The sequence below is a fragment of the Miltoncostaea oceani genome (genome assembly GCF_018141545.1).
GTDB classification, from domain to species: Bacteria; Actinomycetota; Thermoleophilia; order Miltoncostaeales; family Miltoncostaeaceae; genus Miltoncostaea; species Miltoncostaea oceani.
This window is the reverse complement of the sequence record NZ_CP064356.1, coordinates 2,766,674-2,788,946: the sequence shown is the minus strand read 5'-3', so window position 1 is coordinate 2,788,946 and position 22,273 is coordinate 2,766,674. Positions and strand designations below refer to the sequence as shown.

The 22,273-nt window shown below is 75.8% G+C and carries 25 protein-coding genes and 1 pseudogene; 20 read left to right on the top strand and 6 right to left on the bottom strand.

From position 1 onward, the window contains the following. Positions 1-25: 25 nt before the first annotated feature. Both IU369_RS14240 and fliW read left to right on the top strand, forming a co-directional pair. On the top strand, positions 26-850 hold the full coding sequence (locus IU369_RS14240) for a flagellin N-terminal helical domain-containing protein (protein WP_217924377.1): 825 nt from the start codon (positions 26-28) through the stop codon (positions 848-850). 15 nt (positions 851-865) lie between these two features. After that, complete coding sequence (gene fliW, locus IU369_RS14235; protein WP_217921646.1) at positions 866-1,339, top strand: flagellar assembly protein FliW; 474 nt, start codon at positions 866-868, stop codon at positions 1,337-1,339. Between the two features lie 22 nt (positions 1,340-1,361). On the opposite strand, the gene IU369_RS14230 is transcribed toward fliW, so the two are convergent. Further along, positions 1,362-1,607, bottom strand: coding sequence for a hypothetical protein (locus IU369_RS14230; protein ID WP_217921645.1), 246 nt, complete (start codon positions 1,605-1,607; stop codon positions 1,362-1,364). Positions 1,608-1,687: 80 nt separating this feature from the next. On the opposite strand from IU369_RS14230, the gene IU369_RS14225 reads away from it, so the two are divergent. Beyond that, on the top strand, positions 1,688-2,134 hold the full coding sequence (locus tag IU369_RS14225; protein ID WP_217921644.1) for a bleomycin resistance protein: 447 nt from the start codon (positions 1,688-1,690) through the stop codon (positions 2,132-2,134). 18 nt (positions 2,135-2,152) lie between these two features. Here IU369_RS14225 and IU369_RS14220 read toward each other — a convergent pair whose 3' ends face one another. After that, the gene (locus IU369_RS14220; protein ID WP_217921643.1) at positions 2,153-2,779 is read right to left on the bottom strand and encodes a hypothetical protein; all 627 of its coding nucleotides are present in this window, start codon (positions 2,777-2,779) and stop codon (positions 2,153-2,155) included. Positions 2,780-2,883: 104 nt separating this feature from the next. Further along, entirely contained in the window at positions 2,884-3,696 is an 813-nt protein-coding gene (locus tag IU369_RS14215; RefSeq protein ID WP_217921642.1) for a class I SAM-dependent methyltransferase, read from the bottom strand. A 93-nt stretch (positions 3,697-3,789) separates the two neighbouring features. Between IU369_RS14215 and IU369_RS14210 the strand changes: the two genes are divergently transcribed. From IU369_RS14210 to IU369_RS14140, 15 genes are all read left to right on the top strand, one after another. Beyond that, a complete protein-coding gene (locus IU369_RS14210; RefSeq protein WP_217921641.1) occupies positions 3,790-4,362 on the top strand; it encodes a hypothetical protein in 573 nt (190 codons plus the stop codon). An 8-nt stretch (positions 4,363-4,370) separates the two neighbouring features. Beyond that, positions 4,371-5,648 carry a hypothetical protein gene (locus IU369_RS14205; protein ID WP_217921640.1) on the top strand — a complete coding sequence of 426 codons (1,278 nt, stop codon included), beginning with the start codon at positions 4,371-4,373 and terminating at the stop codon, positions 5,646-5,648. Between the two features lie 73 nt (positions 5,649-5,721). Beyond that, positions 5,722-6,366 carry a LytR C-terminal domain-containing protein gene (locus IU369_RS14200; RefSeq protein ID WP_217921639.1) on the top strand — a complete coding sequence of 215 codons (645 nt, stop codon included), beginning with the start codon at positions 5,722-5,724 and terminating at the stop codon, positions 6,364-6,366. A 53-nt stretch (positions 6,367-6,419) separates the two neighbouring features. Continuing rightward, positions 6,420-7,232, top strand: coding sequence for a class I SAM-dependent methyltransferase (locus IU369_RS14195; protein ID WP_217921638.1), 813 nt, complete (start codon positions 6,420-6,422; stop codon positions 7,230-7,232). 30 nt (positions 7,233-7,262) lie between these two features. Continuing rightward, a complete protein-coding gene (locus tag IU369_RS14190; protein WP_217921637.1) occupies positions 7,263-7,739 on the top strand; it encodes a sugar 3,4-ketoisomerase in 477 nt (158 codons plus the stop codon). Then, positions 7,736-8,857: a DegT/DnrJ/EryC1/StrS family aminotransferase gene (locus IU369_RS14185; RefSeq protein WP_217921636.1), complete on the top strand. Its 1,122-nt coding sequence runs from the start codon at positions 7,736-7,738 to the stop codon at positions 8,855-8,857. Before IU369_RS14190 ends, IU369_RS14185 begins: the two co-directional genes overlap by 4 nt. Beyond that, positions 8,850-9,785: a GNAT family N-acetyltransferase gene (locus IU369_RS14180; protein ID WP_217921635.1), complete on the top strand. Its 936-nt coding sequence runs from the start codon at positions 8,850-8,852 to the stop codon at positions 9,783-9,785. Before IU369_RS14185 ends, IU369_RS14180 begins: the two co-directional genes overlap by 8 nt. Then, entirely contained in the window at positions 9,782-10,498 is a 717-nt protein-coding gene (locus IU369_RS14175; protein WP_217921634.1) for a class I SAM-dependent methyltransferase, read from the top strand. Before IU369_RS14180 ends, IU369_RS14175 begins: the two co-directional genes overlap by 4 nt. Then, positions 10,488-11,870, top strand: coding sequence for a hypothetical protein (locus IU369_RS14170; RefSeq protein ID WP_217921633.1), 1,383 nt, complete (start codon positions 10,488-10,490; stop codon positions 11,868-11,870). Before IU369_RS14175 ends, IU369_RS14170 begins: the two co-directional genes overlap by 11 nt. Further along, positions 11,867-12,598 carry a class I SAM-dependent methyltransferase gene (locus IU369_RS14165; RefSeq protein WP_217921632.1) on the top strand — a complete coding sequence of 244 codons (732 nt, stop codon included), beginning with the start codon at positions 11,867-11,869 and terminating at the stop codon, positions 12,596-12,598. Before IU369_RS14170 ends, IU369_RS14165 begins: the two co-directional genes overlap by 4 nt. Then, on the top strand, positions 12,595-14,565 hold the full coding sequence (locus tag IU369_RS14160) for a glycosyltransferase (protein ID WP_217921631.1): 1,971 nt from the start codon (positions 12,595-12,597) through the stop codon (positions 14,563-14,565). Before IU369_RS14165 ends, IU369_RS14160 begins: the two co-directional genes overlap by 4 nt. Next, positions 14,562-15,800 carry a hypothetical protein gene (locus tag IU369_RS14155; protein ID WP_217921630.1) on the top strand — a complete coding sequence of 413 codons (1,239 nt, stop codon included), beginning with the start codon at positions 14,562-14,564 and terminating at the stop codon, positions 15,798-15,800. Before IU369_RS14160 ends, IU369_RS14155 begins: the two co-directional genes overlap by 4 nt. Before the next feature lie 112 nt (positions 15,801-15,912). Next, positions 15,913-16,908, top strand: coding sequence for an RNA polymerase subunit sigma-70 (locus IU369_RS14150; protein WP_217921629.1), 996 nt, complete (start codon positions 15,913-15,915; stop codon positions 16,906-16,908). Between the two features lie 49 nt (positions 16,909-16,957). Further along, positions 16,958-17,674, top strand: a complete 717-nt coding sequence (locus IU369_RS14145) for a glycosyltransferase family 2 protein (RefSeq protein WP_217921628.1) — start codon at positions 16,958-16,960, stop codon at positions 17,672-17,674. Beyond that, the gene (locus tag IU369_RS14140; protein ID WP_217921627.1) at positions 17,671-18,165 is read left to right on the top strand and encodes a YdcF family protein; all 495 of its coding nucleotides are present in this window, start codon (positions 17,671-17,673) and stop codon (positions 18,163-18,165) included. Before IU369_RS14145 ends, IU369_RS14140 begins: the two co-directional genes overlap by 4 nt. A 640-nt stretch (positions 18,166-18,805) precedes the next feature. Here the strand turns inward: IU369_RS14140 and IU369_RS23855 are convergent. Then, a pseudogene (locus tag IU369_RS23855) lies at positions 18,806-19,225 on the bottom strand (methyl-accepting chemotaxis protein); the annotation flags it as partial. A 1,315-nt stretch (positions 19,226-20,540) separates the two neighbouring features. Here IU369_RS23855 and IU369_RS14130 point away from each other — a divergent pair. Beyond that, positions 20,541-20,870 carry a putative quinol monooxygenase gene (locus IU369_RS14130; protein WP_217921626.1) on the top strand — a complete coding sequence of 110 codons (330 nt, stop codon included), beginning with the start codon at positions 20,541-20,543 and terminating at the stop codon, positions 20,868-20,870. A 24-nt stretch (positions 20,871-20,894) separates the two neighbouring features. Here the strand turns inward: IU369_RS14130 and IU369_RS14125 are convergent, their stop codons facing one another. Both IU369_RS14125 and IU369_RS14120 read right to left on the bottom strand, forming a co-directional pair. Then, positions 20,895-21,134 carry a hypothetical protein gene (locus IU369_RS14125; RefSeq protein ID WP_217921625.1) on the bottom strand — a complete coding sequence of 80 codons (240 nt, stop codon included), beginning with the start codon at positions 21,132-21,134 and terminating at the stop codon, positions 20,895-20,897. A 129-nt stretch (positions 21,135-21,263) separates the two neighbouring features. Beyond that, on the bottom strand, positions 21,264-21,824 hold the full coding sequence (locus tag IU369_RS14120) for a DNA-directed RNA polymerase subunit omega (RefSeq protein ID WP_217921624.1): 561 nt from the start codon (positions 21,822-21,824) through the stop codon (positions 21,264-21,266). 112 nt (positions 21,825-21,936) lie between these two features. Here IU369_RS14120 and csrA point away from each other — a divergent pair, with 112 nt between their 5' ends. After that, the gene (gene csrA / locus IU369_RS14115; RefSeq protein ID WP_217921623.1) at positions 21,937-22,179 is read left to right on the top strand and encodes a carbon storage regulator CsrA; all 243 of its coding nucleotides are present in this window, start codon (positions 21,937-21,939) and stop codon (positions 22,177-22,179) included. The last annotated feature ends 94 nt before the right edge of the window (positions 22,180-22,273 follow it).

The window sequence follows — 22,273 nt, the reverse complement described above, 5'->3', positions numbered from 1 at the left end:
GCGAGAAAGGACTTCTGAAATGGGTCTGCGGATCTACAACAACGTCGAGGCGCAGAACGCCCATCGGCAGCTCTCCGCCACCAACAACAAGCTGAGTGGCACGATGGAGCGGCTCTCCTCGGGTCTGCGCATCAACCGCGCCGCCGACGACGCCGCCGGCCTCGCGGTCAGCGAGGAGATGCGGACCCAGATCCGCGGCATGAACGTCGCCTCCCGCAACGCGCTCGACGGCGTCAGCCTCGTGCAGGTCGCCGACGGCGCCCTCGGTGGCGTGAGCGACATGCTGCAGCGCGTCCGCGACCTGGCGGTGCAGGCGGCCAACGGCACGCTCACCGACCTCCAGCGGAACAATCTCGACCGCGAGGTCCAGTCGATCACGTCCGAGATCGGCCGGGTCGCCTCCGACACCGAGTTCAACGGGATCAAGATCCTGTCGGGCTCCGTCGCGACCGCGGCGAGCGCCGTCACCCTGCAGGTCGGCGCGAACGGCGCCCAGGTGATCGCGTTCACCATCGGCACGATGAGCGCCTCCGACCTCGGCGTCTCCGGCATCGCCGTCTCGACGGCCGCGTCGGCGACCGCCGCCATCGCCTCGATCGACGCCGCCATCCGCTCGGTCAACAGCCAGCGGGCCTCGATGGGCGCCATCCAGAACCGGCTCGAGCAGACCATCGGCCGGCTGGAGCTGACCTCCGAGAACCTCCAGGCCGCCGAGTCGCGGATCCGCGACGCGGACATGGCGATGGAGATGATCGACTTCACCCGCAACCAGATCCTGCAGCAGTCGGGCACCGCGATGCTCGCGCAGGCCAACCAGGCGCCGCAGAGCATCCTGCAGCTCCTCGGCTAGAGGGTGGAGCCGACGATGAGCACCGACACCGCGGCGACCACGATCGCCGTGCCGTCCCAGGCCCTCGGCGCGGTCGAGATCGCGACCGACAGCGTCATCACCGTCTGCGAGCCGCTGGCCGGCTTCCCCGACTGCGCGGGCTACGCCCTCGTGGAGCACGTGAAGCGCGACGGCCGGCCGAGCGCGAGCGTGTTCTGGCTCCAGGCCGTCGAGCGCCCGTTCCACGCGTTCGTCGTGACCGACCCGTGGGGCGTGTTCCCCGAGTACTCCCCGGAGATCGCCGACGCCGACGCCACGGACCTCGGCCTCGAGAACTTCGAGGACGCCCGCGTCTTCGCGATCCTCACCGTGCCGGGCAACCCCAGCGAGATCACGGTGAACCTGCGCGCGCCGATCGTCGTGAACATGGCGCTGCGGCGGGCGAAGCAGGTCGTGCTGCTGAACGACGAGTACCACACGCGCCACCGCATGAACGGCCCCGTGGCCTGAGTCCGCGGCCGGTCCCGGACCGTCAGTCCGGGACCGGCGGCCGGCCCTCGGCCACCCGCCGCGCGAGCCACGCCAGCAGGCGTCCGCGCCGGTCGTCGTCGAGCCAGTTCTCGGCGGCGTGCTCCAGCCTCTCGATGGCCGGCCCCGCGCCGGCCATCGCCTGGTTGCGCCCCGTCCGCCAGGCGATCCAGCCCACGAGGCGCTCGGCGTCGTCCTCGCCGATGTTGAGGCGGCAGAACGTCACGAGGTCGTCGACGGAGGCGTGCACGGGCCGGGCACGATAGCGAACATGTGTTCGATGATCGAGGCCCGTTCGTCACGGCCGCCGCGGTGGGCGATACTCGCCCCATGACCCCCTCCCCGCGACGCGCCGCGGCCGGCATGCACCGCACCATCCCGGCCCTGCCCGTCCGCGACGTCGGGACCGCCGTCGACTTCTACCGCGACCGCCTCGGCTTCGACGCGCCCCACATCGACACGGGCTTCGCGGTGCTGACGCGCGACGACGCGGTCCTGCACCTGTGGGGTGCGACCGACGAGCGCTGGCGCGGCCGTCCCGACGCCGGCGAGCAGCCCGTGATCTCGGGGGCCGAGTCGTTCCTCGCCGGCACCGCGAGCTGCCGCATCGAGGTCGCCGACGTCGACGCGCTCTTCGAGGAGATGCGCCGCGCCGACGTGCTGCACCCGGCCTCCGACGACGTCGCCGCCACCGACTTCGGCACCCGCGAGTTCGCCGTGCTCGACCTCGACGGCAACCTCATCGGGTTCTTCCGCTGGCAGCACCCGCCCGTCTGACCGCGGGCCCCGGCAGCGTCACCGCGCCGCCTCCGCGTGCCGCTTCACCGCCTTCGGCGACAGCCCGATGATGTACGCGGCGAACGGCCCCACCAGCCGCCAGTAGCGCAGGAACCCGCGACGGGCCGCCGCGTCGGTGGCGTGGGTGCGGCACTCCGTGGTGAGAAGCGTGCGGCCCTCGCCGTAGGGCCGCAGCGTGAAGCCCCAGGCGATCGCCGCCCACCCCGGTTCGTCGAAGGCGGCGAAGCCGTCCGCCCCGACGTCCTCCCGCCACCGGATCGACGGCGTCCAGAAGTGCCCGACCGCGCCGACCACCAGCTCCCGGCCGGGCCGCTGCCCGAGCATGATCCAGCCGATCCGCTCCGGCTCGACCAGCGGCAGCCGCTCCGGCGGCGGTGGGGCCGGCCGGCCGCGCAGCCGCCGCACGACGGCCTCCGGGAGGCCCCGCACCGCCATCAGCAGCCGGGCCACCGGCGCCCCGGCCCCGACCTCCGCGAGGTCGAGGTCGCGCAGCGCGTCCCAGACGACCGCGGGTGGCGCGTCGACGACCTCGTGGCGCACCACCGTCGCGTCGTAGTGGCGCATGAGCCCGTCGATGAGGAGCTCCTCGCCCCTGGTCGCGACGGCGACGTCCTCGTGGTCCATGGGTGCCTCCCCCGGTCGTGTGCGCCGGGGATGCTCCCGCCCCCCCGGGGGCGCCGCCATCGGGGATCCGTCGGATGCCGCTGCGGGCTTGCCGAACCCGGCGGTCAGGCCCCGGGCGCCCGCGCCACGCCGAAGACCTTGACGAACGAGTAGCGGTAGAGGCCGTCCGGCCCGGCGGCGCCGTCGAGCAGCGCGTGCAGGCGCGCGGCCACCGCCGCCCGGTCGCCGGGGGCGAGGTCCGACCAGAGGTGGCTGGCGACCGCGTCGAGGCGGGCGCCGTACGCCGCGGCCGTCGTGACGCGCCACCGCGTCTCGGTCCACAGGTCGAGGACCTCGAGGCCCGCGCCGGACAGGTAGCGGGTCAGCGCCTCGGGCGTCACCTCGTTCGCCTCGATCGCGTCGGCGAGGCGGATCAGGTGGTGGTCGCCGGTGGCGCGCACCCGCTCCACCGTCTCGCGGTCGTGCTCCGGGCCGGGCGCGAGCACCGCCAGCACGCCCCCGGGCGCCAGCGTCCGCCCCATCAGGGCGACCGCCGCGGCGCGCTCCTCGAACCAGTGGAGCGCCATCGCGCACAGCGCCAGGTCGACCGTCCCGTCGGGGACCTCGGTGCGCATCACGTCGCACACCCGCAGGTCGGCGGTGACGCCGGGGTGCGCGGCGAGGCGCTCGCGGAAGACCCCGACCATCGCGGCGGACGCGTCCACCCCGATGACGTGCTCCACCCCGAGCCGCGGGATCGCCGCGAGGGCGGCGAAGCCCGTGCCGCACGCGACGTCGAGCAGCCGCGGGTACGTCCCCTCCGGGACCGAGGCGACCAGGCGCCGCGCGCCCTCGCGGTTGAACGCGACGTGGTCGTCGTAGACCGTGGCGCTGCGGTCGAAGCTCTCGCGGGCGTCGGGGGAGGAGGGGCGTTCCACGCAGGCGACGCTACCGGAGCGCCGATCCGCACGGGCATCCGTGCCCGGGGGCCTGGACGCGGAGCCCTCCCACGGGTGATCATGCGCGCCGCCGTGACCGTCCGCCGCCCCGCCGTCCTGCTCGCCGTCGCCCTCGCCGCGGGCGCCGCCGTCCTCGCCGGGCCGGCCGCGGGCGCCCGCCCACCGCTCGACGAGGCGCGCCTCGGCCCCGACGGCCTCGGCCCGGTGAAGATCGGGATGACGACCGCCCAGGCGCGCGCCGCCACGTCGTCGCGTCTGCGCATCACCCAGACGAACGGGTCGTGCGCCGTCCTCGAGCAGGTGGGGGAGTACGACGGCGTCTACTTCATCCTCACCGACGGCGTCGTGCGGCGGGCGACGGTCGGGTCGACGACGTCGATCAACTTCTACAACCTCACCACGAGGGGCGTGCGGCTCGCGTCGTCGGAGGAGGAGGTGCGCAGCCGGTACGGCCGGCCGTTCGCCGCGATCCGCAACGTCGACGCCGGCGGCGTGGACCTCGTCTACCGCCCCCGCCCGAAGGCCCAGCCGACCCGCCGGTACGTCTTCACCGTCGGCCGCCTGGCGCGCATCCCCGGCCGCTACGTCAGCGAGATGAGCGTCGGCGAGCTCCCCGAGGTGCGGTACCCCGAGGCCTGCTCCTGATAAGGACGGTGCCCCGCCGGGTGCGGCGGGGGGTGGGGTGCGCCGCCGTCGTCGCGATCGCCGCCCTCGCGACGGGGTGCGTCGGCTTCCGCTCCGCCGGGGCGGCGCAGCCGACCCAGATCGGCGACGTGCGCGTCTCGGTGGTCGTGTGCGCCGCCCAGACCTCCGGCTGCAACGGCCGCGGCAACTCCGACACCGCGCCGGGGGAGGGCGCCTCCGGCCAGCTGCTGCTCGGGTACCGCATCCCCGCCGGCTCCGCCGCCCCCGCGACCCTCGCGTCGGCCCGGGTGGCGTTCGCCGCGAGCGAGGGCTACGCCGCGGAGCTGCAGCGCCTCGCGCCCGCCCCCCCGGGGATGCGCTGGGTCGGCTACCTGTCGGAGCCGTTCACACACACCGCCGCGGCGTCGGCGGCGGGCCTGGCGGTGAGCGCCGACTTCGGGCTGCCGGCGACCCCCGGCGCGGCCTTCGCGGGTCCCTTTCCGTACCGTCCCGTCGTCGGCGCCCGCTCCGTGACCGCCGCGACCCCCGCGAGCCGCCCCGTGGCGTGCGGCGACGACCTGACCGCCCTGCGGGGCGACGGCGCCGACGGCGTCGTCGTCTGCGCCGACGCCCCCGGGCGCGGCCAGATCGCGACCGACCTGAGCGTCGCGACCCAGGACCTCGCGGTGGTCGCCGGCGCCACCGGCATCCCCGCCCCCGCGGGGTCGGTCGTCGCGGTGCCCTTCACCCTCCGCCACGGGGGGCGCGGCCCCGCCCTCGCGGTGACGTTGAGCGCCACCACCAGTGTTCCCGGCGCGTCGGCGGCCCCGAGCCCGGGGACGATCGTTCCGGTCGCGGGCGCCGACCACCAGGCGCTCGTCGTCGTCGGGATCCCGCCGGGCGCGCGCCCCGCCGTCCACGGGGTGACGCTGCGGGCGACGGTGCCCGGCGGGACGACGCGCGAGATGACGACCCGCATCGTGGTGCGCCGCCCCGCGGGCGCGGCGCCCGCGGGCAGCGCCGCACCCCGCGCCGTGCGGTTCGGGTGGCGCCACGACCGGCGGGCCCGCTTCTACAACCTCCAGGTCTTCAGCCGGGCGAGGAAGGTCGCGTCCCTGTTCCCCGACCGCCCCGCCCGCCAGGTGCGCCTGCGTCCCGGGCGGTACCGGGTCGTCGTCTGGACCGGCCTCGACCGTGCGTCACGCGAGCGCTACGCGTCCCGCCCGTGGGTGAACCGCACCATCACGCTGCGCCCGGCGGCGACCGCCGCGGCCCGGAAGCGCCCCCTGGTCGTCCGGCTGCGCTGAACCCCCCGCGCAGGAGTCCGGCCGTCGCCGTGCAAGTCGTGGGGACGTGCACGAGACGACGAGGGGGCTCGACGTGAGCAGCCGCGAACCATCCGACTGGGACGAGGACGACTGGGACGAGCCGCCCCGGCCGCGCCGCCGTGGCGGGCCGCCAACACGGGCGCGCACCTTCGGGCTGCCGATCGTGGCCGCCGCCCTGGTGGGCGGGCTCTTCGTGGGCTACGTCGTGAGCAGCGGCGGCGGTGGCACCACCACCATCACCGAGACGAGGACCGTGACGGCCCCGGCGGCCGAGGTGTCGGCGGGGGTCGAGCCGAGCGCGGAGGGGACGCGCGCGACGATCTCGCTCGCCGTCCTCAACGGATCCGGTGAGAGCGGCCTGGCCGCCAGCACCGCCGAGGACGCCCGCCAGATCGGCTACGTCGAGGTGACGGAGGGCAACGCGCCCCTCCCGGTCACGTCCGACCTCGTCCTCTACCGCCAGGGCGCCGCGCCGCGTGCCGCCCGCGTCGCGGAGGACCTCGGCCTGTCCGACCCGGAGCTGGCGTCCGCCGACGAGCCCGCGCTCGCCCAGGCGCCCGACGCCGACGTGATCGTGCTGCTCGGCCCGACCGGCACCGCCGCGGCCGACGATGGCACCACCGCGGAGGACGGCGTCCCCGACGTCGTGCCGGACACGACCGACGTCCCGGACACGTCGACCGCTCCGACGGGCTGACCGGAGGGCACCACCCGGACCCCGCCGCCGCCGGCGGCGGGGCCGGTGATCCCGTGGCGCTGAACCGCGCCATGTGGGACGAGCTCGCCCCGATCCACGTCGCGAGCAGCTACTACGACGTCGACGGGTTCCGCGCCGGCGCGGCGGCGCTGCCCACCTTCGTGGTCGAGGAGATGGGGTCCGTCGACGGCCGCGACCTGCTGCACCTCCAGTGCCACTTCGGCCTCGAGACGCTGGACTGGGCCCGGCGTGGGGCCCGCGTCACCGGGCTCGACTTCTCGGAGGCGGCGATCGCCGCGGCGCGTGGCCTCGCGGCCGAGCTCGGCATCGACGCGCGGTTCGTGGTGGCCGACGTCCACGACGCCCCCGAGGCGCTCGGGTGCACCTACGACGTCATCCACACCGGCCTCGGCGCGCTCTGCTGGCTGCCCGACATCACCCGCTGGGCCGACGTCGTCGCCCGCCTGCTGCGTCCCGGGGGCGTGCTGCACCTCACCGAGTTCCACCCCGTCGAGCAGGTGATGGCCGACGACGAGGTACGCCCGATGCTGCGGTACCGCGAGGGCGAGGCGCTCGCGTGGGAGATGTCCGGCAGCTACGCCGACCCCGACGCCGTCACGGTGCACAACCGCTCGGTCGAGTGGGTCCACCCGCTCGGCGCGGTCGTCGGCGCCCTCCTGGCGGAGGGCCTGGTGATCGAGGCCCTCCACGAGCGGGTGGAGACCCTCCACCTGCGCTGGCCGTTCCTGCGGCGCGACGACGACGCCCGCGTCTACCGCTTTCCCGAGGGCGCGCCGGAGATCCCGCTGATCTACACCGTCCGCGCCCGGAGGCCGCCCGTCGGGGCCGGGGGGCGGGAGCGCTAAACCCGGGACCCCTCCTGCCGATGGGGGGGCATGGGACTGCGACTCCTGGGAGGGGCGACCGAGGCCGCGGTCGACGGACCCCCCGTCGGCGACGGACCGCACGGGCCGGCGCGCGTCGTCCCGCTGCCCCGGATCACCGATCCGCGGGGCAACCTCACGTTCATCGAGTCGAACCGGCACATCCCGTTCGAGTGCCGGCGGGTGTTCTACCTCTACGACGTCCCCGGCGGCGAGGACCGCGGCGGCCACGCCCACCGCGAGCTGCAGCAGCTCGTGATCGCGGCGTCCGGCAGCTTCGACGTCACCGCCGACGACGGCGTCGCGACCCGCACCTGGTCGCTGAACCGGTCGTACGCCGGGGTGTACCTCCCGCCGATGGTGTGGGGGCAGCTCACCAACTTCTCGTCGGGGTCGGTGGCCCTGGTGCTCGCCTCCGAGCACTTCTCGGAGGCCGACTACTACCGCGACTACGACGAGTTCCTGCGGGTCGTCCGGACCCCGAGGTGACGACGGGCGCACCCGCCCGGGTGCCGTTCCTCGACCTGCTGCCCTCCTACGAGGAGCTGGCGGCGGAGCTCGACGCCGCCGCCCGGCGGGTGCTCGGCAGCGGCTGGTACGTCCTCGGCCCCGAGGTCGAGGCCTTCGAGCGGGCGTTCGCGGACCACGCCGGCACCCGCCACTGCGTCGGCGTCGGCTCGGGGCTCGACGCCCTGCACCTCGCCCTGCTCGCCCTCGGCGTCGGCCCCGGCGACGAGGTGCTGGTGCCGTCGAACACATACATCGCGACGTGGCTCGCCGTGTCGCGGGCGGGCGCCGTGCCCGTCCCCGTCGAGCCCGACCCCGTGACCGGCAACATCGACCCCGCCCGGCTCGAGGCGGCCCGCACGCCGCGCACGCGCGCGGTGCTCCCGGTGCACCTCTACGGCCTGCCCGCCGACATGGCCGCCATCGGCGCGTTCGCTGCCCGCCACGGGCTGCCGGTGCTCGAGGACGCCGCCCAGGCCCACGGCGCCGCCCTGCACGACCGCCGCGCCGGCGCGCTCGGCACCGCCGCGGCCTGGAGCTTCTACCCGACGAAGAACCTCGGGGCGATCGGCGACGGCGGCGCCGTCACCACCGACGACGACGACCTCGCCGAGCGCCTGCGCTCGCTGCGCAACTACGGGTCGCGGCGCAAGTACGTCAACGACGAACGCGGGTTCAACAGCCGCCTCGACGAGCTGCAGGCCGCCCTCCTGGCGGTGAAGCTCGCGCACCTCGACGCGTGGAACGCCCGCCGCGCCACGATCGCCGGCCGCTACCTCGCGGGCCTCACCGGGGTCCGGCTCCCCGTCGTCCCCGCCGGCGCGGTCCACGCCTGGCACGTCTTCGCGGTGCACACCCCGGCCCGCGACGACCTCGCCGGCCACCTCGCCCGCCGGGGCGTCGGCACGCTGATGCACTACCCGACCCCGCCGCACCTGTCCGGCGCGTACCGCGACATGGGCCTCCGGCCCGGGGACCTTCCGGTCGCGGAGCGGCTCGCCCGCGAGACGCTCAGCCTGCCGATGGGACCCCAGCTCGGCGACGCCGACGTCGACCGGGTGCTCGAGGCCGTCGCCGCGTGGGACGGCGCCGATGGCTGAGGCCACCGCCGCGCCACCCGTGGGCGCCGACCACCTCGGCCTCTTCTCGACCGAGGCGTTCCACGCCCTCAACCTGCGCCCCGGCCAGACCCTGCGCCGCCTCGACCACGTGGCCGACGGGCGCCTCGTCGGCTCGCTCGTCGGCGTCGTCGAGGGGGACCGCTTCCACTCGGGCCACAGCGCGCCGTTCGGCGGCCCCGACTTCGTGCGCGACGCGGAGACCGCCGCCAACGTCACCGCCACCCTGGCGTCCGCCGTCGCGCGCCTCGACGACGAGGGCGTCCGGACCATCCGGGTCACCGCCCGGCCCGCGCACTACTCGGGCTCCGAGACCGCCGTCCAGTTCGCGCTGCTGAACCTCGGCTTCGCCGTCGCCGGGTGCGAGCTGAGCTTCCACATCGACCTCGCGCCCTTCGCCGGCGCCGACGACTACGTCGCGGCGCTGCGCTCACCGGCCCGCCGCGCCGTGCGCCACGCCCTCGGCGAGCCGTACGCCCTGGAGGCCGCGGCCGACGACGCCGCCTGGGCGACCGGCCACGCACTGCTCGCCGCGAACCGCGCCGCGAAGGGCCGGACGCTCGCCCTGCCGCTCGGCTACGTCCTCCGGGCCCGGGACGCGCTCCCCGGGCGGATCCGCATGTTCACGCTCACCCACGCCGGCGCCCCCTGCGCGGCGGCGCTCGTCTACCGCGTCGCGCCCCGCCGCGAGCTGGTCGTCTACTGGGGCGACGCCGGCCACGACCTGCCGCGCTCCCCCATGAACGCCCTCGCGCACCTCCTCGTCGCGCAGGTCCTCGGCGAGGGCGCCCTGGTCCTCGACCTCGGCCCGTCGAGCATCGCGGGCGTGCCCGACCAGGGGCTCATCCAGTTCAAGCGGAGCGTGCTCGCCCGAGAGAGCCTCCGCCTCGACCTCGTGAGGACCCGGTGAGCACCGCGACCCCCGGCTACGCCGCGATCTACGACCCCGACCGCGACTTCGACAGCCGCTACACCCGCGCGACCGGCGCCCGCGTCGCGGAGCGCGTCGCCCCCGGCGACCGGGTGCTCGAGCTCGGCTGCGCGACCGGCCTGATGAGCGTCCCCGTCGCCGCCGCCGGCGGCCGGGTGACGGGCATCGACCACGCCGGGTCGTACCTGGAGCGCGCACGCGCCCGCGACCTCCCGGGGGCGCGCTTCGTGCGCGCCGCGCTCGAGGAGCCGGGGTGGGAGGACCTGGCGGGCGACGGGTTCGCGCACGTGCTCGCCTGCAACCTGCTCCACGAGATGACCGACCCGGTCGGGCTGCTGCGCCGCGCCCGCGACGTCCTCGCCCCCGGCGGGCTCGTGCACGTCTCCCTGCAGAACCCCCTCTCGATCCACCGTCTCGTCGCCGTCGAGATGGGCCTCATCGCCGACGTGGCCGAGGTCTCCGAGAACGGCCACCGCTACGCGACCCGCGGCGTCCACCACGCCCGGGAGCTGATGGACATGGCGTGGCGCGCCGGGCTCGCGACCGTCGCCCGCGAGGGCGTGATGCTGAAGCCGCTGCCCAACGCGATGATGGAGGGCCTGCCCGACGAGGTGCTCGACGGCTTCGAGCGCGCCGCGCGGCACCTGCCCGACCACTGCGCCATGACCTACCTGGTGCTCCGTGCCCGCTGACCGCCTCCTCGTCGTCGGCGGCTCCGTCGCGGCCCTCGTGGCGGCCGACGCCGCCCTGCGCCGCGGCCGGCCCGTCGAGCTGCTGCTGCCGCGGCGCGGCGTCGGCGGCGGCTTCCGCCCGATCGAGCTCGGCGGACGCCGCCTGCCCATCGGGGTGCGGCTGCTGGAGATCGACCGCGAGGACGCCGGCCCGCCGCCGCCCCTCGCCGACTACCGCCCCGGCCCGACCGCCCACGCCGCGTTCGTGCGCCGGGTCCGCGACTGGGTCGTCGACCTCGTCGGCGACCGCCTGCGCGAGGTCGACCGGCCGGCGATGGCCCTCGACGGCCGGTTGCACGACGACATCTACTTCACCGTCGACCTCGCGGGGTTGCGCGCCGCGCTCGGCGAGGACGCCGCCCGGCGCACCGCCGCGGAGGCCGGCGCGGCCCGCCGCAGCGGCGGCGACGCCGGCGTGCTCGGCGACGGCCGCGACCTGCTCGGCTGCTCGCTGGAGGAGGCGTCCCGCCTCAACCACGGCGAGGGCTTCCACGCGCGGTTCATCGCCCCGATGTGCGCCAAGATCCACCCCGGCGGCGCCGGCATCGTGCCCGCGGCGCTGCGCCGCAAGGTCTGGATGCCGCTCTTCCACCCCGCCACGCTGGAGCGCGCCGCGGAGGGCCGCGACACGGGGTACCGGCCGCACCGCCCCTTCCACACCGTCGAGCCCGGCGGCATGGGCGACGTCGTCGACGCGCTCCTGGCGCGCATCCGCGCCTCGGCGCTCGCGACCGTCACGCCCGTCGCCACGCTCACCTCGGCCACCCGCGTCGGTGACGCGGTCACCGAGCTGCGCTTCGCCGACGAGGTCGTCCGCCGCGCCGTCCACCCCGTCATCGGCGTCGGCGCCGGGGAGCTGTTCGCCGCCGTCGGCGCGCCCTTCGCCCCCGGCCGCGTCCCGATGGCGATGGCCTGGGCCGAGGTCGACGAGGCCGACGTGCTCGCCCTGCCGAGCGTGGTGCACGCCCCCGACCCCGCGATCCCGGCGTTCCGGATCAGCCCCGGCGGGCCCGGAGCGCCCGGCCGCGTGCTGCTGGTCGTCGAGCTGCGCCACGACATCGACCCCGACGACGTCCCCGCCGCCGTCCGCGCGAGCCTCACCGGGTGCGGCGTGGTGCGCGAGGGTGCGGCCGTCGAGGTCGTCCACCGGTTGACGGGGCCGGGGGCGCCCGACCCCTCCCGCAACGCGATGGAGGCGTTCGCGGCGTCGGCCGCGGCGCTCGACCGCGCGGCCCTCCCCGCCGAGATCGTCGGGGGCGCCGGAGCGTTCGGCGCGGATTCGTTCAACGAGCAGGTGATCCAGGGCCTGCGAGCCGAGGAGGTGACCCGGTGACGCTCACGCCCGCCGCGCTCGACCGCTACGCCCGCACGTACTACCTCAGCGACGCGGTCGACGACATCGACATCGAGGAGCGCGCCCAGCGCCTCTCGGCCCCCCGCATCGCGGCCGCCGCCGGCGACGCCCGCCGGGTGCTCGACATGGGGTACGGCACCGGCGAGATGGCGGCCGAGCTGCTCGGCCGCGGCATGCAGGCCGAGGTGGTCGAGGGATCGCCCCTGCTCGCCGCCCGCGCCCGCGACGCCCACCCGGGCCTCGTGGTGCACGAGGCGATGTTCGAGGACTTCGACCCCGGCCCCGTCTACGACGCGGTGCTCGCGCTGCACGTGATGGAGCACGTCGACTCGCCGAGCTCCCTGATGGAGCGCGTGCGCGGGTGGCTCGCCCCCGGCGGCGCCCTCGTCGTGGTCGTGCCGAACCGCGAGTCGCTGCACCGCCGCCTCGCCGTCCGCATGGGCCTGCAGGACCGCCTCGACACGCTCTCGGCCCGCGACGGCCTCGTCGGCCACCTGCGCGTCTACGGCTTCGACACCCTCGCCGACGACCTCGCCGCCGCGGGCTTCGACGTCGAGGACCGGTTCGGGTTCACGCTCAAGTGCGTCCCGAACGCGATGATGCTCGACTGGCCGCCGGCGCTGATGGAGGCCCTGACGGGCATCAGCCCCGAGCTGCCGCCCGCGCTGCTCGCCAACATCGGCGTCCGGGCCGTGCCCCGCGCATGAGCGCGGACGCGCGCGTCGCCGCGCACCGGGCGGCCCTCGCCGCCCTCGAGGAGCGCGTCGTGCGCCTCGCGGACGGCGGTGACGACGCCCTCGCCGCAGCCTGGGCGCAGATCGCCGGCGACCACGCGTGGCACAGCCCCACGGGCGTCGTCGCGAGCCCCGCCATCGACGGCGCGCTCCGCTCCATCGGCCTGCGCACCTGTCCGCGCACCCCGCGCGGCGCGCGTCCCGACGGCCCGCCGCGGGTGCTGCACGTCGCCACCGAGGTGGCGGGCGTCGGCGGCCACTCGCGCATGGCGTGGCGGTGGATCGAGCGCGACACCGGACGCGTGCCGGTGGTGGCGCTCACCCGCCAGCGCGGACCGGTGCCCGAGGGCCTGCGCGACGCGGTCCGCGACCGCGGCGGCGCCCTCCACCACGTCGAGGGCCACGACGCCCTCGCCCGCGCACGCGCCCTCGCCGCGCTCGTCGACGACTGCGACCTGGTCGTCCTGCACGTCCACCCGTTCGAGGTCGCCGCCGCCATCGCCCTCGCCGACCGCGCGGGACGCCCCCCGGTGCTGCACGTGAACCACGCCGACCACTGCTTCTGGCTCGGGGCCGACGTCCCCGACCTCGTCGTCTCGCCGCGTGCCGCCGCGTCGCGGATGGCCGTCGCCCGCCGCGGCGTGCCGGCGGAGCGGACGGCGGTGCTGCCCGTCCCCGTCGACCCGCCGGTCGTCGCCGCCGACCGCGACGCCGCCCGCGCGGCCCTCGGCGTCCCCCCCGGGGCCTGCGCGCTGCTGGTCGTCGCGTCCGCCTACAAGCTGGAGCGCATCGACGACGTCGGGCTCCTCGACCTGGTGGAGCCCATCGTCGCGGCCCTGCCGGAGACGGTGCTGCTGGCCGTCGGCCCCGACGACGCGGGCGACTGGGCCGCCGCCCGGGAGCGGTCGGGCGGTCGGGTGCGGGCCCTCGGCACCGTGCACGACCTGTCCGGGGTCCTCGCCGCCGGCGACGTCTTCCTCGACGGCTACCCCTGCTCCTCGCTGACCGCCGCCCTCGAGGCCGCCGCCGCCGGGATGTGCGTCGTCAGCCACCAGCCGCCACGCCCCCAGGCCGCCACCTACGACATCGACGAGCCGGCCCTCGGCGCCGCCCACGTGCGCGCCCCGACCCCCGAGTCGTACGCCGCGGCGATCGCTCGCCTCGTCGCCGACCCCGCCGGCCGTGCGCGGGCGGGCGCCGCGGCCGCCGCGGCGGTGGCCGCGATGGCCGACCGGGGGGCCTGGACCGCCGCCCGCGACGCCGCGTACGCCCGCGCCGCGGACGTCGCCGCCGCCCCGCCGGTGGCGGCCCCGCCGATCACCGCGACCGCTGACACGGCCCACGAGGACGCGTTCCTGCTGCGCCTGCACGAGGCCTCCGGCATGGCGATCCCCGTGGAGGCCGCCGTCGCCCGCGGGGCCGACGCCTTCCCGCGCGACCCGGCCGCGGGTCTCGCGATCGTCATCCACGCCCACGACGACCGGGCGGGGCTGGAGCGCCTCATCGCGTCGGCCGTGGCGACCTGCTCCGAGGTCGAGGACGTCACCGCCGTCGTCGTCGACGACGGGTCGCGCGACGGCACCGCCGACCTGCTGGCGTCCCTCGCCGGCGACATCGCCGTCGTCACGAACCCCGTGCCCCGCGGGGCGGCCGCCGCGTGGCCGGAGGGCGTGGCGCGCGCCGACGGGGAGGCCGTGCTGCTCGTCACCTCCGACGTCGTGCTGGCCCCCGGCTGGCTCGCGCCCCTCCGCGCCGCGCTCGCCCGCGCCGGGGTCAGCGCCGTCGCCCCCCGCATCGCGGGCGCCACCGGTCGCGAGACGTGCGTCCTGACCTCCCTCGCCGCGGTGCGCGCCGGCGCCGCCGTGACGCCCGTCGAGGTCCCCGAATCCGTCGTGCTCGGCGGCCACGCCGCCATCCCCCCGCTGGAGGCCGTCGCGTGATCAACGCCTGCACCATCGTCGCCCGCAACTACCTGGCCCAGGCGTCGGCGCTCGCCGACTCCTTCGTGGAGGCGTGCCCCGAGGGGGATTTCACGATCCTCGTGATCGACATGGGCGACGACCGCGTCGAGTCGGACGACCCCCGCGTGCACGTGGTCGGGCCGACGGGCGCGGGCTTCACCCAGGACGAGTTCGACCGCATGGCGACGATCTACGGCGTGGTGGAGCTGGCGACGGCGGTGAAGCCGACGCTGATGCGCCACCTGCTCGACGCGACCGGTGAGCCCGTCGCCTACCTCGACCCCGACATCCTCGTGTTCCGCCCCCTCGACGAGATCGAGCGGATGGCGCGCGCCGAGGACATCGTGCTGACGCCCCACAACACCGTGCCGCTGCCCGACGACGGCAAGCACCCGTACGAGGCGGCGTTCCTCGCGTGCGGGGTCTTCAACCTCGGCTTCGTGGCGGTCGGCCCCGGCGGAGGGCCGTTCCTGGACTGGTGGGCCGGCCGGCTCGCCCGCCACTGCATCGACGCGACGCCGCAGGGCCTGTTCGTCGACCAGAAGTGGATCGACCTGGTCCCCTGCTACTTCCGGCACCACGTGATGCGGCTGCCGGAGGTGAACGTCGCCTACTGGAACCTGCCGGTGCGCACCCTCGGCCGCGACGACGACGGCTGGACGGTCGACGGCCGTCCCCTCGTCTTCTTCCACTTCAGCGGCTATGACCCGGCGCGCCCGCACCTGCTCAGCAAGTACCAGGGCCCCGACCCCCGGGTGCGCCTCGACGAGCACCCGCTGCTGCGGGAGATCTGCGACGACTACGCCGCACGCCTCGAGGAGCGCGGGCACGCGACCCTGCGCCGCAGCCCGTACGGGCTCGACGAGCTGCCCGGCGGCCTGCGGCTGGAGCCGCGGATGCGCCGCCTCTACCGGCGGGCGCTGATGGCGGCGGAGGCGGCGGGCGCGCCCCTCCCGCCGAACCCGTTCGCCCCCGCCGGGGAGTCGCGGTTCCTGGAGTGGCTCGCCGCGCCGGCGGGCGACCCGTCGGAGCTCGGCGCGCTGTCGGTCTACGGCGCGAGCGCGTGGGCGGAGGAGCCGGGCCTGCGGTCCGCGTTCCCGGCGGTCCCCGGCCCGGACGCGCCGCGGCTGCTCGACTGGCTGGAGAGCGGCGGCGCCGCCTCGCTCGGCATGCCGTCGTGGCTGTGCCGGACGATGTCGGCGGTCCCCGCCTGATCCCCCTCGGCGCCGGTGCCGCGGGGCCCGGCGCGATGAGTTCCCGCGGTCCCCGTCGTCATAGTCGTGCAAGCCGCGGGACGGACCCGCGGCGCGGACGGGGAGGCGCGCGATGAGCACGTCGCGGACGGTGGACGACGGGACGGTGGCGGCCGCGGTCGGTGGGGACGAGGCGGCGTTCGGCCGCCTGGTGGAGCGCCACCGCGGCGAGCTGCAGGTGCACTGCTACCGCATGCTCGGCTCGCTGGAGGACGCCGAGGACGCGGTCCAGGAGACGTTCCTGCGCGCGTGGCGCCGCCGCGAGACCTACGCGGGGCGGGCGACGTTCCGGGCGTGGCTCTACGGCATCGCCACGAACGCCTCGCTCGACGCGGTCGCGTCTCGGAAGCGGCGGATGCCGGAGGGGGAGGGCGCCGCCTCACCGGCCGAGGTGCCGTGGCTGCAGCCGTGCCCCGACCGGCTGCTCGCGGCCGCCGCGCCACCGGAGGACGAGCCCGAGGCCGTCGTGGTCACGAAGGAGACGATCGAGCTCGCCTTCCTCATCGCGATCCAGTACCTGCCGCCCGCCCAGCGGGCCGTGCTGATCCTGCGCGACGTGCTCGGCTGGTCGGCGAAGGAGGCGGCGGAGCCGCTGGAGGCGAGCGTCGCCGCCGTCAACAGCTCGCTCCAGCGGGCGCGGGCGACGTTGCAGGAGCGCCTGCCGGAGTACGCGCCGGACCGTCCCCCGACGGTCGAGCCGAGCGCCGAGGAGAGGGAGATGCTGCGGCGCTTCATGGAGGCGACCGAGCGGAACGACATCGGCACCCTGGCGACGATGATGACCGACGACGCCCGCTTCTCGATGCCCGAGGTGGTCGACGGGCGCGAGGCGATCGTGGAGTGCTGGCGGGAGGGCGGGTTCGGCACGGAGCAGATCGGCGAGCTGCGGTGCATGGCGGTGTGGGCGAACATGCAGCCCGCCGTCGCGTGCTACTCGCGGCGTCACGGCGACACGCGGTTCCGGCCGATGGCCCTCGACGTGCTCCGCGTGGAGGGCGGCATGGTCGCCGAGATCAACACCTTCGCCCCGGACGTCTTCCCGGCGTTCGGCCTGCCGGCGGAGCTGTGACCCGCCGGCGGGGTCGCGCCCGCGCGGGGGGAGGTGTCAGACTCGGCGCGTGACCGACACCGTCGTGGTGATCCCGGCCTGGAACGAGGAGGCCAACCTGCCCGCCGTCCTCGACGAGCTGCGGGCGGAGCTGCCGGACGTCGATGTGCTCGTGATCGACGACGGCTCGACGGACGGGACCGCGGAGGTGGCGGCCGCGGCGGGTGCGATCGTCGTGTCGTTCGGCGAGAACCGGGGGCTGCGGGAGGGGATCGCCGCCGGTTACCGGGAGGCCCACGAGCGGGGGTACCGGTTCTGCGGGCGGGTCGACGCGGACGGTCAGCACCCCGCCGCGGAGCTCGCCCGTCTGTTGCGGCTGGTGCGCGACGACGCGTGCGACGTGGCGATCGGGTCGCGGTTCGCGGTCGCGGACGGGTACGAGGCGGGCCGGTACGTGCCGAGCAGGGCCCGGCGGTTCGGGATCGGGATCCTGCAGCGGGCGATGCACGTGCGCCTCGGCCGGCCGTTCCGCGACCCCGGCAGCGGCATGGCGGCCGTGAACGACCGGGCGATGCCGGTGCTCGGGGTGCCGTACCGCAGCGGCGCCCCCGAGGTCGAGGCGCTCCTGCGGCTGCACCGCGCGGGGCTGCGGGTGGAGGAGGTGCCCGTGGAGATGCGCGAGCGGGCGAGCGGCCTGTCGCGCCTGCGTGGCGGGAAGGCCGTGAAGCTCGTCGTCACCGTCACGGGGACCCTGTTGTTCTTCCGCTGGATGAGCCGCCGGTCGTGAGCGACGGCCCCCGGGTCGTGGCGGTGCTCGGGTACTCGGCGGGGGGTGGGGGGGACCTCCACCCGGTGTGCGAGGCCCGCGTCGTGCACGCGGCGTCGCTGTCCCGCGGCGACGACGTGGTGGTGCTGTCGGGGTGGGCGCCGCGGGCGGGCGCCCCGAGCGAGGCCGAGCTGATGCGCCGGGCCTGGCAGGGGGCGGCGGCGCGGCTCCTCCTCGACGATGGGGCGACCCACACGGCGCACAACGCCGCCCACGTCGCGCTGCTCGCCCGCCGCGAGGACGCCTGCGAGGTGGTGATCGTGACGTCCGGCTGGCACGCCCCCCGGGCCCGGGCGATGGTGCGGTGGGCGCTGCGGGGGACCGGCATCCCCGCCTCCGTCGCCCCCGCCCCCGGGCCCCGCCCCCGCGGCGCCCTCGTCCGCGAGGCCCTCATCTGGCCCCTCGCCCCCGCCCAGGCCGCCCTCGGGAGCCGTCCCCGACGGGTCCGCTGACCGCTCCGGGGCCGGTGCCGTCGGGGCGTCGCCCGGTCGGGGTCCATTCGGACGAGGCGCGTGGGTCCATCTGGACCTCGCCCCGGATCCCGCTCGGCACCGGTGATCCCGGGGATCCGTCCGGAGCGCACGCGGGGGATGATCGTCCCAAGTGGACCATGGCGTCGGGTCCAAGTGGACCATGGCGTCGGGTCCAAGTGGACCATGGCGTCGGGTCCAAGTGGACCATGGCGTCGGGTCCAAGTGGACCATGGCGTCGGGTCCAAGTGGACCATGGCGTCGGGTCCAAGTGGACCGTGGGGTCGCGTCCAAGTGGACCGTGGCGTCGGGTCCAAGTGGACCGTGGGGTCGGGTCCAAGTGGACCGTGTGGCGTCGGGTCCAAGTGGACCGTCGGGAGGCGGTCGGGTGGGGTGCCCTGGCCGGGGCGGGACGAGCGGGGGACGTGACGATTCGGCGACGGGTGTGCCGATGTGGCGTCACCGTCGATCCGGCCGGCGTGACGTCGGTCGCTCGAACGCGGCTCCCATCCGCGTCGCGCCGACCGAGCGGTGGACGCGCCGACCGCCCCGCCGCCGCGTCGACCACGAGGGACCCCGCGACGAGTGGCGCCGCGGGGTCCCGCCGATCCGGCCGCCGGGGTCAGACGGTGAAGCGCGCGACCATCGCCGTGAGCGACTCGGCGGCCCGGGCGATCTCCTCGGCGGTGGCGGCGACCTCCTCCGTGGCCGCCGACGTCTCCTCGGTCGAGGCCGAGACCTGCTCCGCCGCCGCGGCGTTCTCCTCCGCGACCGACGCGACGGCCGAGACGTCCTGCTGGACCGCGGCCATCGCCTCGACGGCGCGGGCGGTCTGCGCCTGGATGTCCTCGATGATCTCGCTGATCGAGCTCGCGGACTCCTGCGAACCCTCCGCCAGCTTGCGGACCTCCTCCGCGACGACCGCGAAGCCGCGGCCCTGCTCGCCGGCCCGCGCCGCCTCGATCGCGGCGTTCAGCGCAAGCAGGTTCGTCTGCGACGCGATCCCGCCGATCGTCGCGACGATGTCGCCCACCGCCTGGCTCTTGCGGCCGAGCGCCTCGACCACCTCGGCCGCGACCTCGGCGGCGCTGCTCACCGCCTGCGCCGAGCCCGCCTGGTCCGACGAGCCCCGGGCGACGCTCTCGATGGTGCCGGCGATCTCGCCGACGGCCCGGCCGCTCTCCTCCGCCGCCGTCGCCATCTGGCCGGCGGAGGCCGACAGCGTCGCCGACGTCTCCGACATCTCGCCGATCATCTCCGCCGTGGTGACGCGCATCATCTCGTAGCCCTCGATGGAGGCCTGCGCCTTCTCCAGCATGCCGTTGAAGATCTCGCCGAGGGCGCCGTGGTAGCCCCCGCCGGATGCCGCGAGCGGCGTGGTCACGGGGGTCACGGCGTGGGTGAGGTCGCCCCCGGCGACGGCGCCGAGGCCGGCGCGGAGGTTGGTCAGGCAGTTCCCGTCGAGGCTCTGGAGCCGCTCCGTCAGGGGCGAGGCACGAGCGGTCACCGACCCCGTCGCGCATCTGCCGCCGCGTCGCGTCGTACCCCTCGATGGAGGCCTGGGCCTTGTCGAGCATCCCGTTGAACCGCGTCGCGAGGGACCCGATGGGGAGGCCGTCGGCGCTCGTGATCGGCGTCGTCACGGGGACCACCTCGGTCGTCAGCTCACCCGCGGCGAGGTCCGACAGGCCGGCTCGGAGCCGGGTGAGGCAGTTCTCGTCGAGGCTCCGGAGACGGTCGGTGAGGGCGCCGAGGCTCGACTGGTCGCCGAGGGCGTCGCGCAGGTCGCGGCGGATCGCGTCGTACCCCTCGATCGCCCGCTGCGCCCGCCCCAGCATCGTGTTGAAGACCTCGACGAGGGCGGCGACGCGCGGGTCGTGGGCCTCCGCTTCGATCGGCGTGGTGTGCGGCTCCACCGCCACCGTGTAGTCGCCGGCGGCCATCGCCGTCAGGCCCGACTCGAGATCCGTCAGGCAGACCCGGTCGAGACTCGTCAGCTTCTCCGCCAGGGCGTCGAGCCCGCGTCGTCACGTGAGCCGAATGGGAGCCTCATGTCGCACCTCCGTGTGCGTGGCCGGCGCCCGTGGCGACGGCGGGAAACCCGTTCCTCTGGTGGCTCCCATTCTGGGACGGAGCGGGGGCGGGGGCGACCCCGGGGCGATGAGATGCCCGGGTCGCCGGTGGCCGGACGCGGCGCCCGCCGGTGGCGTCGCCGGGCGGGTCCGAAACGGTCGCGATGACCCGCGGCGACTCGGCGACGCCCATCCGCCGCGTTGCATGGATGCCCGGCTGGCCCGGCTGCTGTGACGACGGTAGCGTTCGCGACCGGCCGGTGATCGAAGGAGGAGGGGACGGGGATGTCGGAGGTCGTGGTGTTGGTGGTGGCCCAGGCCAAGCCGGGGCAGGGCGACGCGGCGCTCGCCGCCTTCGGCGAGGTGGCGGTGCCGACGCACGCGGAGGCGGGCTGCATCAGCTACGCGTTGCACCGCTCCGCCGCCGACGCCGACCAGATCGTGCTGGTCGAGCGGTGGGCGTCGCGGGAGGCCCTCGACGAGCACCTCGCCACCGAGCACCTCCGGGCGTTCCGCGAGTCGAGCCACGACCTGTGGGCGGCGCCGATGACGATCCTCGTCACCAGCCCGCACCCCGCGGGGGACCCGGCGAAGGGGACCCTGGCGGGGGCCTAGCGCCCCCGCCGGGCCCCTCCGGCGTCAGGCCGCCTGCAGCTCCCTCTCGGCGATCGCCTCGAGCGGCTCGGGGCGTCCCGTGACGTTCCACAGGACGGCGCAGAGGGTGTCGAAGCGGACCCGGTCGTCGTTGCGCTGCGCCTTCGTCTTCTTGCGTGTCCTGCCGTCGTCCGTGACGTAGGTCGCGGACGTCAGCTCGGCGCGGGCCTCCTCGAGCATCCAGCGGACGGTGTCGAGGGGGTCGTACGCGGGCGGATGGGTCATCGACGTCTCCCGGTGGGCGGGTGCGGGTGAACGGCGTCCGGGAGCGCCGCCGACGGTGGCCGGCGCCCCCAACGCTATCCCGCCGGCCGCCCCCGCGCGAGGGACGGCCACACCCACGACCGGCCGGCTTTAGAGGTCGGTCTCGGCCTCGTCATCGTCGTCGTCGGGCTCCTCGACGTCCTCCAGCGAGATCTCCTCGACCTCGTCGGGGGCGTCGACGCCCGAGACGGTGCGGATGGTCTCCACGGCCTCGACCGGGTCGGCGTCGTCCTCGGTGTCGTCCGCCTCGACGGCGTCGCCCTCGAGCACCTGCGCGAGCGCCGGCGTCAGCGCGACGCCGTCGTCCTCGCCGTCGATCCCGACCTCGTCGTCGTCGCCGAGGCCCTCGATCAGCAGCGGGTCCGTCTCGATCTCGTCGAGCTCGAGCAGCGCGGCCTCGTCGAGCCCGTCCGGGTCCCAGCGGACCTTGACCTCGCCGTCGAGGATCTCGGCCTCGGCCAGCGCGACCGGGTCACGGGACGTGAGCTCGCCCGGCGCGGGCGGCGGCGCCGCCTCGGCGCGCAGCTCCGCCGGGTCGGCGGTCAGCCAGAGCGTGATCTGGCGTGCCCGCTTCGCCACCGCGTGCACGAGCGCGTAACGCGACCCGTCCACGTGCTGGAGCGACTGATCCAGGCGCCTTCCGTACAGCATCCAAACTCCCCGGCCGTTTGTGGCACGTTCCGAACCGACCGGACATACTAGCGCCCACGCGGGGCGTGCCCCCGATCGGAACCGCATTCATCGCGCAAGGAGGCCTCCCCCAATGCTGGTGCTCACCCGCAAGGCGAACCAGAGCATCATGATCGGCGACGAGATCGAGGTGTCCGTCCTCTCCGTGCTGGGGGAGAAGGTGCGGCTCGGCATCCAGGCGCCGCGTGACGTCCCGGTGTTCCGCAAAGAGGTGTTCCTGGAGATCCAGGCGCAGAACCTCGAGGCCGCCGAATCGAGCAAGGACGCCCTCGATCAGGCGCTCGGGATGATGGGCGAGGGCGACGAGACCCGCTGAACGACCGGCCTCCCGGGCCGGTGTGGGTGAATCGTCCATCCGGGGCTCAAGCTCCGCCGGGCCCCGCCGATAACCCCTCTGAACGCGTTGACCC

Bases quoted from the DNA above. Each gene is read 5' to 3' on its own strand.
- IU369_RS14160 (WP_217921631.1), top strand. From the start codon at position 12,595: ATGAGCGCGGACGCGCGCGTCGCCGCGCACCGGGCGGCCCTCGCCGCC.
- IU369_RS14150 (WP_217921629.1), top strand. From the start codon at position 15,913: ATGAGCACGTCGCGGACGGTGGACGACGGGACGGTGGCGGCCGCGGTC.
- csrA (WP_217921623.1), top strand. From the start codon at position 21,937: ATGCTGGTGCTCACCCGCAAGGCGAACCAGAGCATCATGATCGGCGAC.
- IU369_RS14225 (WP_217921644.1), top strand. From the start codon at position 1,688: ATGACCCCCTCCCCGCGACGCGCCGCGGCCGGCATGCACCGCACCATC.
- IU369_RS14220 (WP_217921643.1), bottom strand. From the start codon at position 2,779: ATGGACCACGAGGACGTCGCCGTCGCGACCAGGGGCGAGGAGCTCCTC.
- IU369_RS14190 (WP_217921637.1), top strand. From the start codon at position 7,263: ATGGGACTGCGACTCCTGGGAGGGGCGACCGAGGCCGCGGTCGACGGA.
- IU369_RS14125 (WP_217921625.1), bottom strand. From the start codon at position 21,134: ATGACCCATCCGCCCGCGTACGACCCCCTCGACACCGTCCGCTGGATG.
- IU369_RS14130 (WP_217921626.1), top strand. From the start codon at position 20,541: ATGTCGGAGGTCGTGGTGTTGGTGGTGGCCCAGGCCAAGCCGGGGCAG.
- IU369_RS14180 (WP_217921635.1), top strand. From the start codon at position 8,850: ATGGCTGAGGCCACCGCCGCGCCACCCGTGGGCGCCGACCACCTCGGC.
- fliW (WP_217921646.1), top strand. From the start codon at position 866: ATGAGCACCGACACCGCGGCGACCACGATCGCCGTGCCGTCCCAGGCC.
- IU369_RS14120 (WP_217921624.1), bottom strand. From the start codon at position 21,824: ATGCTGTACGGAAGGCGCCTGGATCAGTCGCTCCAGCACGTGGACGGG.